Origin of the sequence: Francisella uliginis (assembly GCF_001895265.1) — a bacterium.
GTDB lineage: Bacteria > Pseudomonadota > Gammaproteobacteria > Francisellales > Francisellaceae > Francisella > Francisella uliginis.
Window position 1 is genome coordinate 675,480 of the sequence record NZ_CP016796.1, and the last position, 16,586, is coordinate 692,065.

The following is a 16,586-nucleotide window of genomic DNA, read 5'->3' on the forward strand; positions in this document are numbered from 1 at the left end:
ATTAAACTTTTTGTTGTATTTTTTATTTTTACCTTTATAGAATTGATAATGAGCTTAATAGAATAAATTTCTAAATACTTAAAAAGGAGAATAACATGAGCGGTAAGAAGAAGTTAGCAACTGCGATATCATATATACTGATGGGCTTAGGTTCATTTGGCATGGCAGAAGCAGCTACGAGTAATAATGTTGAGACATATGATTTTAAGGCGCCATTTAAAGATTATAATAATAAAATAGTTTTAAAGGTTAATAATGTATCATCAGCGAAGACGATTGAGTTTACAAGTAACTTTAAGCCAAAAACTGGCTGGGGTAACTGTTTTGGGACTAGAGCTGATTTAGTTAACTTTGTTAGCACAGAAAATAGCAAAGGTGATTACGTAACGAAGATGACATTAAAAGATAGTGATGGATCATTTGATTTAACACAATCTTGTGACATTATGGGAACAGATTCTGGGAATGCTGCTGTATTACCTGGTGTTGTAGTTCCAATAGTTAGTGATCTTAAAGTTGACGGTAAGGATCTTGAGATTGAAAGACCATGTGCTGGCAATGTATGTAAAGATCCAGCTCCTGGCTATACAAATGCGGCATATTATGCACAATGGGCAGTATGGGGACGTAAATATAATCCATATGACTTTAAATATAATAAGTTAAATACATTAATCTATGCATTTATAGGTTTTGATGGAAGTACAGGTAATATAAAAACACTTGATGCTTCAGCAGATTCTTGGGGACTTTCAGCAGCAGCTAGAGCAGCTAAGAAATACCCATATCTAAAATCATTCTTATCATTTGGTGGTTGGACAAATAATGGTGTTACAACAGCACCGATGTTTGAGAAGTTAGCTTCAAACCAGCAAAGTATGGAAAACTTTGCTAAGCAGTCTGTAGAGCTTATGCGTAAACTTGGCTTTAATGGTATAGATATAGATTGGGAATGGTGGTCTGATTATGGTAATGATGTAGCACCAGCTAAGAAGATGTTAGCACTCTTTAAAGTACTTCGTGCTGAGTTAGATAAAGCTGGTAAAGAAGATGGTAAGAAGTATTATCTTGCAATAGCTGTTAATGGAGCAAGAAGCCGTATTGAGGCTATGGAAAATCCAAGTAATCCAAATAGTGTATCAGACTTCTGGAAACAGACTGGTGAGCTAATGGATGAAATTAATGTTATGAACTATGACTATCAAGGTGCATGGGGTACTGGATTCCCTGCATACTTCCAAGCATCTGCGAAGTTCCCAGATGTATCTGGAGTTAGTAATAGTAATTATAGTGCAGGAGATGTATCAAGTGATGTACAAGATAACGTTACTGATAGCTCTGGTAGTAATGTTACATTAAGTAAATCTATAGGTTTAGATGGCGGATGGTCAATCCAAGATTCTATTGATGCATATATTAAAGCAGGAGTTCCAGCTAAGAAATTAATAGTTGGTTTACCTTTATATGCAAGATCAATGGCTGTTGATAGTGCTAAGGATGGAGGTTTATTCCAAACAATCACAGGCCCTGGTCTTGGTGATTATGAGAAAGGTGTATTTGACTATAAATGTTTAGTTAACCCAGTTAATAATCCAGTAACTGGATGTGGAACATCAAAACCTGTAAGTGGATTATCAGATTTACAGTTTTATGATGAGAAATCAAATGTAAGCATTTTTGATAAATATGGTAAAGTGGCGATGCAGCCATGGGCATATAGTCCATCTACTAAGTCATTTATAACTTATGATGATGTTTGGTCTGTAACACAGAAAACAGAATATGCTATGGGCAGAGGGCTTGGCGGAACAATGTTCTGGCAAGCAGATGGTGACTCTGTAGATGATAGTAAATCATTAATAAATGCTGTAGCTAAAGTTTATGAATCAGATAGTGTTTATGTATCTGTAGATAGCGTAACAGAGACATCTGCAACAATATCTTGGAATAAGCCAGAACTTGATGGAAATATTACATATACAATCAAGTTAAATGGAAATGTAGTTGCTCAAAATATTACATCACAAAGTTATGTATTAACTAATTTAGATAAAGCAACTAACTATAGTGTTGAAGTTGTTGCTAATGCATCAGGTGAGTCTAGAGAAGATAGCATATCATTTATAACAGCTGGAGCAGATGATCAAAACCAAGGTGGAGATGATCAAAATCAAGGTGGAGATGATCAAAATCAAGGTGGAGATGATCAAAACCAAGGTGGAGATGATCAAAACCAAGGTGGAGATGACCAGAACCAAGGTGGAGATGATCAAAATCAAGGTGGAGATGATCAAAATCAAGGTGGAGATGTAGCTACAGGAAACTGGGATTCGAATAAGGCTTATACTAAAGGTGAGAAAGTAGAGGTTGATGGAGTAACATACGAGGCTCAATGGTGGACTAAAGGTGAAAACCCTACACAATCTGGAAAATGGGGTGTGTGGAGAGTAGTTGAAGGTCAAACTGATGACCAAAACCAAGGTGGAGATGATCAAAACCAAGGTGGAGATGATCAAAATCAAGGTGGAGATGATCAAAATCAAGGTGGAGATGATACTACAGCTTCAGGAACTTGGGACTCCAATGAGGTATACACTACAGGTGATGAAGTAACATATAATGGTCAAACATATACAGCTAAATGGTGGACGCAGGGTGATAAGCCATCTAATGGTGGGCCTTGGGATAGTCCTTATGTCGCTGGATCAGACTGGAATGCAGATGAAGAGTACACTGGAGGTCAAACAGTAACTCTAGATGGAAACACATATAAAGCTAAGTGGTGGACTAGTGGTGATAATCCAAAAGATGGCGGCGTATGGGAAAAGCTATAAAAAATAAACTCTAAATTTAATCTAAAAAATTATTTTGAATCTTTCTTTAAGTCTATTCTCAAATCTATCTTATCTTCCAAATAGTTACAGGCTATTAAGTTTAATTATAATTTTCTACAAAATAAATGATGAGTATAGATACTTTAAACAGAATCTAATTTTCTTGGTTTTTTATAAGAATCTTCTATTTATATGGTCATTTAGGTATTCAGATATGTCTAAATATAGGTAAAAATAGGAAAATCTAAAAAACTTTGATTTTTTTTAAGAAAGTACTTGCAATTATGAGGAGTGATGCGTATTATATGTCTTCACCGGCTGACGAGTGATGTCAACGGTAGGAAGCTAAGGCTTTTAAGATATTTAATAGATATATTATATACAAACACTTTGTTAAAGAATTTGAGTATCAGTAGTTAGAGTCAGAATTTGAGAATTAAACTGAAGAGTTTGATCCTGGCTCAGATTGAACGCTGGTGGCATGCTTAACACATGCAAGTCGAACGGAAACGATACTAGCTTGCTAGTAGGCGTCGAGTGGCGGACGGGTGAGTAACGCGTAGGAATCTGCCCATCTGTGGGGGATACCAGTTGGAAACGACTGTTAATACCGCATAATATCTGCGGATTAAAGGTGGCCTTTGTGCTGCCGCAGATGGATGAGCCTGCGTTAGATTAGCTTGTTGGTGGGGTAAGGGCCTACCAAGGCTACGATCTATAGCTGATTTGAGAGGATGATCAGCCACATTGGGACTGAGACACGGCCCAAACTCCTACGGGAGGCAGCAGTGGGGAATATTGGACAATGGGCGAAAGCCTGATCCAGCAATGCCATGTGTGTGAAGAAGGCTCTAGGGTTGTAAAGCACTTTAGTTGGGGAGGAAAGCTTATGAGTTAATAGCTCATGAGAAGGACGTTACCCAAAGAATAAGGACCGGCTAACTCCGTGCCAGCAGCCGCGGTAATACGGGGGGTCCGAGCGTTAATCGGAATTACTGGGCGTAAAGGGTCTGTAGGTGGTTTGTTAAGTCAGATGTGAAAGCCCAGGGCTCAACCTTGGAACTGCATTTGATACTGGCAAACTAGAGTATAGTAGAGGAATGGGGAATTTCTGGTGTAGCGGTGAAATGCGTAGAGATCAGAAGGAACACCAATGGCGAAGGCAACATTCTGGACTAATACTGACACTGAGGGACGAAAGCGTGGGGATCAAACAGGATTAGATACCCTGGTAGTCCACGCTGTAAACGATGAGTACTAGCTGTTGGAGTCGGTGTAAAGGCTCTAGTGGCGTAGCTAACGCGTTAAGTACTCCGCCTGGGGACTACGGCCGCAAGGCTAAAACTCAAAGGAATTGACGGGGACCCGCACAAGCGGTGGAGCATGTGGTTTAATTCGATGCAACGCGAAGAACCTTACCTGGTCTTGACATCCTGCGAACTTTCTAGAGATAGATTGGTGCCTTCGGGAACGCAGTGACAGGTGCTGCACGGCTGTCGTCAGCTCGTGTTGTGAAATGTTGGGTTAAGTCCCGCAACGAGCGCAACCCCTATTGATAGTTACCATCATTAAGTTGGGTACTCTATTGAGACTGCCGCTGACAAGGCGGAGGAAGGTGGGGACGACGTCAAGTCATCATGGCCCTTACGACCAGGGCTACACACGTGCTACAATGGGTATTACAGAGGGCTGCGAAGGTGCGAGCTGGAGCGAAACTCAGAAAGGTACTCTTAGTCCGGATTGCAGTCTGCAACTCGACTGCATGAAGTCGGAATCGCTAGTAATCGCAGGTCAGAATACTGCGGTGAATACGTTCCCGGGTCTTGTACACACCGCCCGTCACACCATGGGAGTGGGTTGCTCCAGAAGTAGATAGCTTAACGAATGGGCGTTTACCACGGAGTGATTCATGACTGGGGTGAAGTCGTAACAAGGTAGCCGTAGGGGAACCTGCGGCTGGATCACCTCCTTAACGGAAATACGAAAAAAAGAATAAGCTCTAATTACATGTTTAAATGATTTAGCTTAGTGTTTGTAGATAATATATTTTAGTGTAAATAAGATACGGGTCTGTAGCTCAGTTGGTTAGAGCGCACCCCTGATAAGGGTGAGGTCGGTAGTTCGAGTCTACTCAGACCCACCAGTATATTAGGTTTAGTTGGGGCCATAGCTCAGCTGGGAGAGCACCTGCTTTGCACGCAGGGGGTCAGCGGTTCGATCCCGCTTGGCTCCACCACTATTTTATTTGCATGATGATAGAGATATTTAACAATTTAGTATAGAAATAGACTTAAGAAAATAAGTGCAAGCGGTGGATGCCTTGGCATTCAGAGGCGATGAAGGACGTGATAATCTGCGATAAGCTTCGGGGAGATGGTAAATAATCTTTGATCCGGAGATTTCCGAATGGGGGAACCCACCTAACACAAGTTAGGTACTCACTCGACATAGAGTGTAGAGCGAACGAGGGGAACTGAAACATCTAAGTACCCTTAGGAAGAGAAATCAATTGAGATTCCCATAGTAGCGGCGAGCGAAGTGGGAAGAGCCTGGTATGATTTAGCTGTAATTATAGTAGAACAAGTTGGGAAGCTTGACGATAGAGGGTGATAGTCCCGTATACGAAATAATCACAGTGGAACTAAGCATACGAACAAGTAGGACGGGGCACGTGGAACCTTGTCTGAATATGGGGGGACCATCCTCCAAGGCTAAATACTCCTGAATGACCGATAGTGAACTAGTACCGTGAGGGAAAGGTGAAAAGAACCCTTATAAAGGGAGTGAAATAGAATCTGAAACCGCTTGCATACAAGCAGTAGGAGCATTATTTAGTAATGTGACTGCGTACCTTTTGTATAATGGGTCAGCGAGTTACTTTTAGTGGCGAGGATAACTGAATAAGGGATCCGTAGCGAAAGCGAGTTTTAATAGGGCGACTAGTCGCTAGGAGTAGACCCGAAACCGGCGCGATCTATCCATGGCCAGGTTGAAGGTTAGGTAATACTAACTGGAGGACCGAACCCAATAATGTTGCAAAATTATGGGATGAGCTGTGGATCGGAGTGAAAGGCTAATCAAGCACGGAGATAGCTGGTTCTCCCCGAAAACTATTTAGGTAGTGCCTCGTGTATAACTCATTGGGGTAAAGCACTGTTTCGACGATGGGGGTTTTACGACCTTACTGACTCGATGCAAACTCAGAATACGATGAAGTTCAATCACGGGAGACACACTGCGGGTGCTAAGGTCCGTAGTGGAAAGGGAAACAGCCCAGACCGCCAACTAAGGTCCCCAAGTCATAGCTAAGTGGGAAACGAAGTGGGAAGGCCCAGACAGCCAGGAGGTTGGCTTAGAAGCAGCCACCCTTTAAAGAAAGCGTAATAGCTCACTGGTCGAGTCGGCCTGCACGTAAGATTTAACGGGGCTAAGCTATGCACCGAAGTTGCGGAATATATAGTATATATTGGTAGGGGAGCGTTCTGTAAGCCGATGAAGGTGAATTGAGAAGTTTGCTGGAGGTATCAGAAGTGCGAATGCTGACATGAGTAACGTAAAATAAGTGAGATTCTTATTGGCCGAAAACCCAAGGTTTCCTACGCAATGTTAATCAACGTAGGGTAAGCCGGCCCCTAAGGCGTAGCTGAAGAGTGAAGTCGATGGGAAACAGGTTAATATTCCTGTGCCGCTTATATGAACGAAGGAGGGACGGAGAAGGTTAGGTAGGCCTGGCGGATGGTTGTCCAGGTGAAAGTATGTAGGTAGAGATGTTAGGCAAATCCGGCATCTTGTTGATCTGAGATACGAGACGAAGTCAAACTTGTTTGACGAAGCTATTGATACCAAGCTTCCAGGAAAAGCTTCTAAGTATATTGTATAAGCGACCGTACTCTAAACCGACACTGGTGGGTAAGTAGAGAATACTAAGGCTATGAGATAACTCTGGTGAAGGAACTAGGCAAAATGACACCGTAACTTTGGAAGAAGGTGTGCCCTTGATGGTGATAAGACTTGCTCTTTGAGCTGTTGGGGGTTGCAGATACCAGGTGGCTGCGACTGTTTATCAAAAACACAGCACTCTGCTAAATCGTAAGATGAAGTATAGGGTGTGACGCCTGCCCGGTGCTGGAAGGTTAATTGAAGGGGTTAGCGCAAGCGAAGCTCTGGATCGAAGCCCCAGTAAACGGCGGCCGTAACTATAACGGTCCTAAGGTAGCGAAATTCCTTGTCGGGTAAGTTCCGACCTGCACGAATGGCGTAACGACGGCCACACTGTCTCCACCAGAGACTCAGTGAAATTGAAATCGCTGTGAAGATGCAGTGTACCCGCGGTTAGACGGAAAGACCCCGTGAACCTTTACTACAGCTTTGCACTGGACTTTGAATATTTATGTGTAGGATAGGTGGGAGACTTTGAAGCAGTCACGCTAGTGATTGTGGAGTCGTCCTTGAAATACCACCCTTGAATATTTAGAGTTCTAACTCAGGAGAGATTCGAGGACAGTGTATGGTGGGTAGTTTGACTGGGGCGGTCTCCTCCCAAAGAGTAACGGAGGAGTACGAAGGTGCACTCGGTATGGTCGGAAATCATACCTAGAGTATAAAGGCAAAAGTGCGCTTGACTGCGAGAGTGACGGCTCGAGCAGGTACGAAAGTAGGTCTTAGTGATCCGGTGGTCCCGTATGGAAGGGCCATCGCTCAACGGATAAAAGGTACTCCGGGGATAACAGGCTGATTCCTCCCAAGAGTTCATATCGACGGAGGAGTTTGGCACCTCGATGTCGGCTCATCACATCCTGGGGCTGAAGCAGGTCCCAAGGGTATGGCTGTTCGCCATTTAAAGTGGTACGCGAGCTGGGTTCAGAACGTCGTGAGACAGTTCGGTCCCTATCTGCCGTGGGCGTTAGAGATTTGAGAAGAGTTGCTCCTAGTACGAGAGGACCGGAGTGAACGAACCACTGGTGTTCCGGTTGTTTCGCCAGAAGCATTGCCGGGTAGCTACGTTCGGACGGGATAAACGCTGAAAGCATCTAAGCGTGAAGCCTCCTTCAAGATTAGATCTCTCTAGCTATGCTAGTAAGGAACGTTGGAGACTACGACGTTGATAGGCTGGGTGTGGAAGTACAGCAATGTATGAAGCTTACCAGTACTAATGATCCGAGAGACTTAAGTCTATTTCTATGCTGAATTGTTAAATATCTTTATAAAAAGATATATAACCCAAAACACAGTTTTGGCGATGATAGCTTGTAGGAACCACCTGATCCCATTCCGAACTCAGAAGTGAAACTACAACACGCCGATGATAGTCTGGCATTTGCCCAGGTGAAAGTAGGTAGTCGCCATCTTATTACAAATAAAAGACTTATCGTGATAAGCAATACCAAAAGCCTCAGAGAAATCTGGGGCTTTTTCGTTTCTAATACTTTATAAATTTATTAACTTCATAACTACTTTAAAATTCGTAACTTTATAGCTAAAGAAGTTTCTATTTTTAATTATAGCTATTGCTGTAATATTTTTTTCAAAATTAAATAAAACTAATATTATTAGTTATATATTTTACAGTAGCTTGACTTTTTATTAGATAAGTTATTAATGGTTATAGTTATATAATAACAAATCAACGCTTTATTCTTAATATGGCTTTTTATATCTTAATCGTAGATATATTTTATATCGTAATATAGATGGTATTAATCTTAGATCAAATATTATATAGAAACTCTTTGGTTAAGGTCTTTATATATGATATTAGTAAAGCAATGAGAATTAATGCGAGGGATCCCTAATAATACCTGTCGAATGGAAGGATTAAGACTTCAAGACTGTGAACAGGCTATGGATATAATTAGCGAAAATACCCCAAAATATAAATCTGATAGGAGATAGTTATTATTATATTATGCTAAGAGATATTTTACAGGATTATCAGGACACTGGGTTAAACCACATTCAAAAAATGTTGATATAAAATTTGCAAAAACAACTAGTATAAAAATTAAAAAAACGATATTTGCAAATAAGCGAATCTTTTTATTTTTCGCTTCTGATATTTCTTGAGGCTCCTGACGGATCTCGTATTGCTTTGGATAAGACATAACTATTGCTATATAAATAATTGCCACCATAGATACTACAAATACCCAGCTATACATATGCATACCTAAGATCTTAGGACCAAAACCAACAGGGTCTGAAATATGTAAAGCAATTTGTCTAAGTGATACAAAAGCAGTGAAAACAGCTGATAATAACGATAAAGCATAATGGCTAGGGCGTACATGGAAACGCATATTAAGTAAAAATCCAAAACCTATTGCTAGTAATCCTAATCTCTGTAAAAGACACAATGGGCATGGTAGTTCTCCCATTACAAATTGAAAGAAAAAAGCTGCTATTATAATTACAGCGATACCTATAGCTTCAATAGCACTTATAGCTTTAACTAAGTCTTTTGATGTTAAATTTTTCATATCATGCCTCCTTATAAATATATTGATAATTGGTTAGTTGCATGATGCAAAAAAACAAGACTTGCAATAATAAGAAATATGCTAAAAATAATTACTCCATAACGACGATTGAAAAAAGCAGTTATCATTGAGATTAAAAGTAAGAAAAAACTTATTAATATACCTGGCATGATTTTCTCCTAATGAAGTGTTACACACTTTAATCATAGCAATTAATGAGTCTATTTAATATATGAGGATTAATTTATTGATAGGAATTATATTAAAAACTGAGGAAGAATATTGATGATTATTGTAATATTGGAGCTGCCTGTGTTGCTTGATCAATATGTGCTACACAACTACCACCATTACACTCATAATAAGTTATACCTATACTTATTATTGTTAATAAAATAAATACTGCAAAAACAATATGTGTAATGATGCGTATAATTTTATTGCTAGACTCAGATATTTCTGAAGACGTTCTTTGATGTAGATCATATTGGCCAGAAAATGACATAACTATAGCGATATATATTATATAAATAATTGATATTATGAATACCCAGCTATACATATGCATTCCAAAAAGTTTTGGCCCAATGCCAATAGGGTCGAGCATGTGAATGCTTATTATCTTCAAAGAAACAAGTAGTGTAAAGACAGATGCCAATAATGACAATGCATAATGACTTGGGCGAATATGAAAGTGAGTATTAAGTAAAAAACCAAATCCCATAGCAAGTAAACCTAGTCTCTGCAATAATATAAGAGAAATAGGCCTTGGCATGTTATGTACGCTAAATTGGAAATAGAATTCTATTGCTATAATTGCAGTTATGACTACAACTTCTAGGACACTTAAAATTTTCATGTAATCTTCTACAGCGGATCTTGTCATGATAAACTCCTATAAATATATTGATAATTGTTCAGTTGCATGATGTAAAAATACTAAACTTGCAACAATTAAAAATATGGTAAAAATTACTACTCCTCCACGACGATTAAACCAAGCTGTTATTACAGAAATTAGTAATAAAATTAGGCTTATCAATATACCAGGCATAGATTATTCTCCTATAATAAATTTCATATGTAATGATAACATAAGTTAATCAAATTGTTTTATATATATTCTAGAGGTTTTTTAATTAATGAAAAGTATATTTCATACCACTATCTAAAATCATTATAAGAATATTATATGAATTGTCTTGAGGGATCAAATTTAATAAATTTTTAGCAATAAAATAGTTAGCTCCACTACTGTGACCGGCATATATTCCTTGCTCATTAGCTAGTTCTAAACAGCCATTTATTGCTTGTTCATCTGTAAATTGGATAATTTCATCAATATACTTTAAATTCATGGATTTACAAAAAACTGGATTACCAGGACCTTCAACTTTATAGCTATAGATATTTTGAAGGTTAGGTTTGCCATTATAAAAAATATCATAATAAACAGACCCTTTAGGGTCAGGCATAATAACTTTAGTTTTTGGATATGTTTCTTTTATTTTTCTTGCACAGCCTGTAATAGTTCCTCCAGAGCCCCCAACAGTTATGAAATAATCAATATCTACGTTTTGCTCTAAAAAGTAATCAACAATCTCTTGACCTGTAGTTTCATAGTGACACTGTGTGTTTAGCTTATTATCGTATTGATTTATTAAAATACCATTTGTTTCATTAGCTATCATTTTTGCTTTATTTACATAGAACTCTGGATCTTGATGGTCTGAGGTATTTTTGCATATAGATAGGTTTGCTCCGAAGCTTTCTATCATAGCTCTTTTCATTGAGCCTGTTTTTTCAGGGCAAGTTATATGTACAGGATGATTATATAGTTTTCCAATAGCTGCTAATGAAGTTCCCATATTACCAGAGCTTGCTTCGACTATAGCTTGTTTTGGTTGTATTTCATTGTGTTCAATAAGTTTTTCCAATATATATTTTGCAACTCTATCTTTAATACTGCCTGTAGGATTTAGCCATTCACATTTTGCAAAAATATTATGTTTAGTATCTAAATTTCTAAGCTTAATAATAGGGGTGTTACCAATTAAAGATAGCATATTTTATTATGATAGGTTTAAAACTAATATATTCTAACAAAATGTTTACAAAATAATTATCTCTAATTAAGAGAAATTATTTTTATCTAAGCAGGTTTACTGATTTGATATAAGTAAAACTAATAAAATACATAAAGAATATAGATTTTTCTTAAAGGTTGTTCGGTGAGAAAATACGTATAGATAAATATTAAAGATCATCAAGGAAATATTACATGAAACAGTTATTATTAGTTACATTAGTTTTCATAACACCATTTTGCTATGCTAGTACAAGAGGGACAACATACAATCGTGATAGATATGAAGAGATAAGCTTTTTACCTGAACAAAATATTAGTTCTATATGTGCTCAGAGAAAGGATATGGAAGATAGAATTTCTTCTGTTAGACATAGTTATCGATAAATCATTTTCCGATACAAAAGCTTGAGAATATTTCTCCTAATAAATCATCTGAACTAAACTCTCCAGTAATAGTATTTAGATATTCTTGAACTATCAAAAGCTCTTCTGCAAGTAGTTCACCATTACCAAGATTTAATTGTTCTTTTGCTAGAGTTATATGTTCAAAAGCTTTATTTATAGCGGTTACATGTCTCTCTCGAGCTGTATAGATGCTTTCATTTTGATTGGTATAGCCTACTTTTTTTAGTATATGATCTTTTAGTTTATCAATACCAATATTATTTCCTGCAGATATGTATATGTGATTATCTTGATTTTCAGGAGTATTTTTAAGTAAGTCTATTTTGTTATGAACATATGTAATATCAATATCTTTAGGTATTTGATTATAAAATTCAGGTATTATTTCTTTAATATCACTAAATTTAACATTACTATTTGTGTAGTCATCAGTTACAAAAAGCACTTGATCTGCTTCTTGAATCTTAGCAATAGCTCTTTTAATACCCTCGCTTTCAATAATATCATCACTACTGCGTAAACCAGCTGTATCAATTATATGCATTGGCACGCCATTGATTTGAATATGCTCTTTAACAATATCTCTAGTCGTACCTGCAATTGATGTTACAATCGCAGATTCTTTACCTGCTAAAGCATTTAAAAGGCTTGATTTACCAGCATTGGGCTTACCAACTAGTATTAGAGTTATTCCTTCAGATAAGATAACACCTTGTTTACAGCTGTTTCTAACGTCTAAAATAGTCTTATATATTTGCTCTAAACTAGTATGTATTTTTTTATCTTCTAAAAAGTTTATTTCTTCTTCAGGGAAGTCTATAGAAGCTTCAACATACATTCTTAAGTAAATTAGTCTCTCTAGAAGATTATTTATCTCTTTAGAAAAGTCACCTTGTAAAGATTTAGCTGCAGATTTAGCAGCAATCTCAGATGATGCATTTATAATATCTGCTACAGCTTCAGCCTGTGCTAAATCAAGTTTGTTATTTAGAAATGCTCTTTCTGTAAATTCTCCGGCCTTAGCCATGCGAGCACCACAATTTAAAGCTGCCTTTATGATTAAATTAAGTACAAAAGGGTTACCATGAGCTTGAATCTCAACAACATCTTCACCTGTATATGAAAAAGGAGCATTGAAGTATATTGCAATACCATTATCAATAGTTTCTTGATTATCGTAAATGGTACAAAATGTTGCATAGCGTGGTTTCAACTGCTTATGAGTAAGTTTTTTTGATATTTCTAGAGCATCTGAACCAGATATTCTAATAATGCCAATGCCTCCATTGCCTTGAGGAGTTGCTATCGCAACAATAGTATCTTTTGTATACATTCTTTACTTAAGTTTTTCGTTTGAGTTAGATTCATTAGGCGAATTTTCATCTTGATCAATAATTCTACCTTTTTTGCGACTATTCTTTTTAAAGAAATCAGCATTTTCTTTCATTATTTTTCTACGTAAGATGAATGATGAGATCATTAAAAAAATTATCAAGAATACAAAGATTGGTGCAAAGATTATAAAAGATATCACAGCGACTGCGATTAGACCTAGTGACGTTAAAATTTGTTTCACATTGTTGTTCATTCTTTTCTTTATAATATTTAGCTAGTATAATGTAATTATATCACTTTAGTGGTTATTATAAAAAGGGCTCTATATAAGTTTGTATAAATAACTTAGGAGTTCGGTGTTCAAAAACTGGAGGTTTATGTATGAATATTCAAATTACTGGTAGGCATGTAGAAGTTACTGATCCAATCAAAAGTTATGTCGGTGAAAAAATAGGAAAAGTAGAGCATTATTTTGATCATATAACATCTACAAAAGTTATCTTAGCTGTAGAAAAAGAGCAGCAAGTTGCGGAGGCTATAGTAATTGTACCTGGTAGTGAGTTTGTGGCAAAGGCTGAAGATAAAGATCTTTATGCTGCTATTGATATGCTAGAAGATAAGTTAGCGCGTCAGCTTAAAAAGCACAAAAATAAAATGAGATGTAATCATGGCACTGGCCATAGTGAATAGTTCTTTCTATATTTCAAACCTTATTTAATCATAATTTATGAATCTAAAAGCTCTTATTGATAAAAAAAATATTATCTTAAATCTTAATATCGAATCCAAAAAACGTTTAATGGAATTTATAGCTAATAGGCTTGCTGTATCTTATCCTGAGATCGATGAAGATTCGGTGTTAAGTAGTATTTATAGAAGGGAAAGAATAGGTAATACTTACATTGGCAAAAATATTTATATTCCTCACTGTAGAGTTAAAAATCTTGATACTACTAAAATAATTATAGTAACACTCAAAAAAGGTTATCATGATGACTCTATTGATGAAGATATAAAAATGGCAATAGGAGTATTTTTCCCTGATAATATTTCTGAAATTCATATAGAGTTACTAAAACAGTTAGCTCTATTTTTAAAAACAGATAGAACACAAAGATATTTTGAACAGGTTAAAACTGTTGATGATTTATATAAGTTAATTACTAGTACATATAATGGATAGATTATTAAAAAATATAAGAATAGTGCTTGTTGAACCATCTCATAGTGGTAATGTTGGCTCTACAGCGAGAGCAATGCTTAATATGGGATTAACAAACTTATGGCTTGTGAACCCAAAAAAAGGTATAGATGATGAGGCTATAGCGTTATCTTGTCATGCTACAGAGGTAGTCAAAAGTGCAAAGATAGTTGATTCATTGGATAAAGCATTAGAAAATATTGATTATGTGGTTGGAACAAGTGCAAGAGTAAGAAGGGTCTCATTACCAATAGAACCTATATCAAAAGTAGCTACAAATATTCTAGATAAAATTCAAAAATCTGATGAAAAGATTGCAATACTCTTTGGTCGTGAAAGAACAGGTCTTTTGAATGAAGAGCTTTTGATGAGTAATGTTCATGCATATATTCCTTCAAATGAAGGTTATACATCCTTAAATTTAGCTCAAGCAGTTCAGCTAGTTGCTTATGAAATACATAAGCAGATGATTGAAATTACATATGCTAAGAGTGTTCCAGAATATAACCATCTACATAAAAAAGCTTCTACAAAAGAGCTACAAGGTCTTTATCAGCATCTTGAGAATAGTATGATAGAGTCTAACTTTTTAGATAAAAATAAGCCAGGACATGTTATGGATAAGTTAAAAAGGCTCTTCCAAAGAAGCGAACTAGAAAGTCAAGAAGTAAATATTTTGAGAGGTTTTTTAAGTTCTCTAGATAACAAGGGATAAACAATTTTAAATGATTATATTAGGTATAGATGAAGCTGGAAGGGGTCCTTTATCAGGTCCTGTAGTTGCTGCGGGAGTTATATTAGATAATGATAAAATTATTGAAGGTCTTAACGATTCTAAAAAACTCAGCGATAAAAAACGTGAATTACTATATGAAGAGATTATTTTTAAAGCAAAAGCTTATTCAATAGTCGAGATTTCACCTCAAGAGATAGATGATTTAAATATCTTGCAAGCTACATTAAAAGCAATGAAACAAGTTGCTGATAATTTAGTAGGACAGTTTGATAAAGTTTTGGTTGATGGTAATAAGCTTCCTAAGTGGAATTATAATTCAGAAGCAATAGTAAAAGGCGATTCTAAAATCTTAGAAATATCCGCTGCCTCAATATTAGCAAAAGTACATAGGGATAAGATATGTTTAGAGCATGATAAAATCTATCCAGAGTATGGTTTTGCTAAGCACAAAGGTTATCCAACAAAAGTACACTTAGAAAATATAAAGCAGCATGGAGTTTTAGATATTCATAGAAAAAGCTATAAGCCTGTTGCTAATTTATTGAAGCTAGATTAAAGAAGTTATGAAAATATTATCAGATAGTAAAAATATTAATCTAAGAAAAGCTACTCGACATGATGTAGACTTTATAGTTAGTTTAGAAAATGATGCTGATAATAACTTATATATTGGTAAATGGGACAATGAGACTCACATCTTAGCTTTAGAAAATAAAGATATAGTATATTTTATAATCCAAGATAGTTTATCTAAAGATGTTGGATATGTGATACTTACTGATTTATTTAATGAGCATAATTCTATCCATATCAAACGTATTACTATAGATTCATCTAGCAAAGGCAAAGGATACGGCAAGGAAACTCTAAAGCTTATATTAAATTGGATCTTTAATAATACTCAGGCTCATAGAGTCTGGTTAGATGTTAAAGATTTTAACTATAGAGCTATCCATATTTACAAATCTATAGGATTTATTATAGAAGGTACTTTAAGAGATTGTGAGTTTAATATTATAAAAAATGAATATGAGTCATTTCATATAATGTCTATTCTTAGAGAAGAGTATAAGAGAAGTTCAAATAAAGATATGTTTTAGATTTAATCTAAGGTAAGAATGTTATCATTGTCTGACTCACCAACTTTTTTAGGGTTAGCTGTTTCGTCATCTTCACCTTCATTTACATTGATTCCATAACCGAATTCACGAGCATAAACTCCTTGTTCAGTTTCTTTAGAAAATACTTCTAAAACTGCTTCCATAGGAATATTTACAGATAGAGGCTCACCATCAAAAGTAGCTTCGAATGTTATATGGTTATCATCTATATTTAGATTTTGAATTGCTTGTGGAGATAAATCTAACAGTATTTTCTTATCTTCATCTATATAGTTTGTCGGAACCACTACATCTTCGTACTCAGTATCAATAAGTACATATGGAGTAAAACCATGATCAACTAACCATTCATATGTTGCCTTAACTATATAGGCTCTAAGCATAGCCAT

At 36.2% G+C, this 16,586-nt stretch carries 15 protein-coding genes, 2 tRNA genes and 3 rRNA genes; 12 read left to right on the forward strand and 8 right to left on the reverse strand.

Translation table 11 applies throughout. The annotated features are described in order from the left end of the window. Positions 1–95: 95 nt before the first annotated feature. The 6 genes from F7310_RS03340 to rrf all read left to right on the forward strand — a co-directional run bounded on the left by F7310_RS03340 (position 96) and on the right by rrf (position 8,182). Positions 96–2,834, forward strand: coding sequence for a glycosyl hydrolase family 18 protein (locus F7310_RS03340; protein ID WP_072711764.1), 2,739 nt, complete (start codon positions 96–98; stop codon positions 2,832–2,834). 438 nt (positions 2,835–3,272) lie between these two features. Next, positions 3,273–4,806 (forward strand): 16S ribosomal RNA (locus F7310_RS03345). A gap of 94 nt (positions 4,807–4,900) precedes the next feature. Continuing rightward, positions 4,901–4,977: transfer RNA gene (locus tag F7310_RS03350), tRNA-Ile, on the forward strand. A 17-nt stretch (positions 4,978–4,994) separates the two neighbouring features. Further along, positions 4,995–5,070, forward strand: a tRNA-Ala gene (locus F7310_RS03355). 52 nt (positions 5,071–5,122) lie between these two features. Next, positions 5,123–8,008, forward strand: a 23S ribosomal RNA gene (locus F7310_RS03360). A 58-nt stretch (positions 8,009–8,066) separates the two neighbouring features. Continuing rightward, positions 8,067–8,182: ribosomal RNA gene (gene rrf / locus F7310_RS03365) — 5S ribosomal RNA — on the forward strand. The 16S, 23S and 5S rRNA genes sit together here with 2 tRNA genes alongside, the layout of an rRNA operon. Before the next feature lie 555 nt (positions 8,183–8,737). On the opposite strand, the gene F7310_RS03370 is transcribed toward rrf, so the two are convergent. The 5 genes from F7310_RS03370 to F7310_RS03380 all read right to left on the reverse strand — a co-directional run bounded on the left by F7310_RS03370 (position 8,738) and on the right by F7310_RS03380 (position 11,376). After that, complete coding sequence (locus tag F7310_RS03370; protein ID WP_072711765.1) at positions 8,738–9,310, reverse strand: disulfide bond formation protein B; 573 nt, start codon at positions 9,308–9,310, stop codon at positions 8,738–8,740. Positions 9,311–9,321: 11 nt separating this feature from the next. Beyond that, positions 9,322–9,480: a DUF5993 family protein gene (locus F7310_RS10660; protein WP_257786356.1), complete on the reverse strand. Its 159-nt coding sequence runs from the start codon at positions 9,478–9,480 to the stop codon at positions 9,322–9,324. Positions 9,481–9,599: 119 nt separating this feature from the next. Continuing rightward, positions 9,600–10,196 carry a hypothetical protein gene (locus tag F7310_RS03375; RefSeq protein WP_072711766.1) on the reverse strand — a complete coding sequence of 199 codons (597 nt, stop codon included), beginning with the start codon at positions 10,194–10,196 and terminating at the stop codon, positions 9,600–9,602. A gap of 9 nt (positions 10,197–10,205) precedes the next feature. Next, a complete protein-coding gene (locus F7310_RS10550; RefSeq protein ID WP_173647413.1) occupies positions 10,206–10,364 on the reverse strand; it encodes a DUF5993 family protein in 159 nt (52 codons plus the stop codon). Positions 10,365–10,449: 85 nt separating this feature from the next. Further along, the gene (locus tag F7310_RS03380) at positions 10,450–11,376 is read right to left on the reverse strand and encodes a cysteine synthase family protein (RefSeq protein ID WP_072711768.1); all 927 of its coding nucleotides are present in this window, start codon (positions 11,374–11,376) and stop codon (positions 10,450–10,452) included. A 215-nt stretch (positions 11,377–11,591) separates the two neighbouring features. Here F7310_RS03380 and F7310_RS03385 point away from each other — a divergent pair, with 215 nt between their 5' ends. Then, entirely contained in the window at positions 11,592–11,783 is a 192-nt protein-coding gene (locus tag F7310_RS03385) for a hypothetical protein (RefSeq protein WP_072711769.1), read from the forward strand. Between the two features lies 1 nt (position 11,784). Here F7310_RS03385 and mnmE read toward each other — a convergent pair whose 3' ends face one another. Both mnmE and F7310_RS10510 read right to left on the reverse strand, forming a co-directional pair. Next, a complete protein-coding gene (gene mnmE, locus F7310_RS03390) occupies positions 11,785–13,137 on the reverse strand; it encodes a tRNA uridine-5-carboxymethylaminomethyl(34) synthesis GTPase MnmE (RefSeq protein WP_072711771.1) in 1,353 nt (450 codons plus the stop codon). Between the two features lie 3 nt (positions 13,138–13,140). Beyond that, positions 13,141–13,392 carry a DUF2852 domain-containing protein gene (locus F7310_RS10510; protein ID WP_072711773.1) on the reverse strand — a complete coding sequence of 84 codons (252 nt, stop codon included), beginning with the start codon at positions 13,390–13,392 and terminating at the stop codon, positions 13,141–13,143. Positions 13,393–13,520: 128 nt separating this feature from the next. Here F7310_RS10510 and hpf point away from each other — a divergent pair, with 128 nt between their 5' ends. Genes hpf through F7310_RS03420 form a run of 5 tightly spaced genes read left to right on the forward strand, consistent with a single transcriptional unit; the run spans position 13,521 to position 16,176 of the window. Further along, positions 13,521–13,829 (forward strand): ribosome hibernation-promoting factor, HPF/YfiA family, encoded by a 309-nt coding sequence (hpf, locus tag F7310_RS03400; protein WP_072711774.1) that lies wholly within the window; start codon positions 13,521–13,523, stop codon positions 13,827–13,829. 37 nt (positions 13,830–13,866) lie between these two features. Next, on the forward strand, positions 13,867–14,322 hold the full coding sequence (locus tag F7310_RS03405) for a PTS sugar transporter subunit IIA (protein ID WP_072711776.1): 456 nt from the start codon (positions 13,867–13,869) through the stop codon (positions 14,320–14,322). Next, positions 14,315–15,055 (forward strand): RNA methyltransferase, encoded by a 741-nt coding sequence (locus F7310_RS03410; RefSeq protein WP_072711778.1) that lies wholly within the window; start codon positions 14,315–14,317, stop codon positions 15,053–15,055. Before F7310_RS03405 ends, F7310_RS03410 begins: the two co-directional genes overlap by 8 nt. A gap of 10 nt (positions 15,056–15,065) precedes the next feature. Further along, entirely contained in the window at positions 15,066–15,632 is a 567-nt protein-coding gene (gene rnhB, locus F7310_RS03415; RefSeq protein WP_072711780.1) for a ribonuclease HII, read from the forward strand. A 7-nt stretch (positions 15,633–15,639) separates the two neighbouring features. After that, positions 15,640–16,176, forward strand: coding sequence for a GNAT family N-acetyltransferase (locus tag F7310_RS03420; protein ID WP_072711781.1), 537 nt, complete (start codon positions 15,640–15,642; stop codon positions 16,174–16,176). A gap of 2 nt (positions 16,177–16,178) precedes the next feature. On the opposite strand, the gene mglB is transcribed toward F7310_RS03420, so the two are convergent. Next, positions 16,179–16,586, reverse strand: a complete 408-nt coding sequence (mglB, locus tag F7310_RS03425) for a transcriptional regulator MglB (RefSeq protein ID WP_072711783.1) — start codon at positions 16,584–16,586, stop codon at positions 16,179–16,181.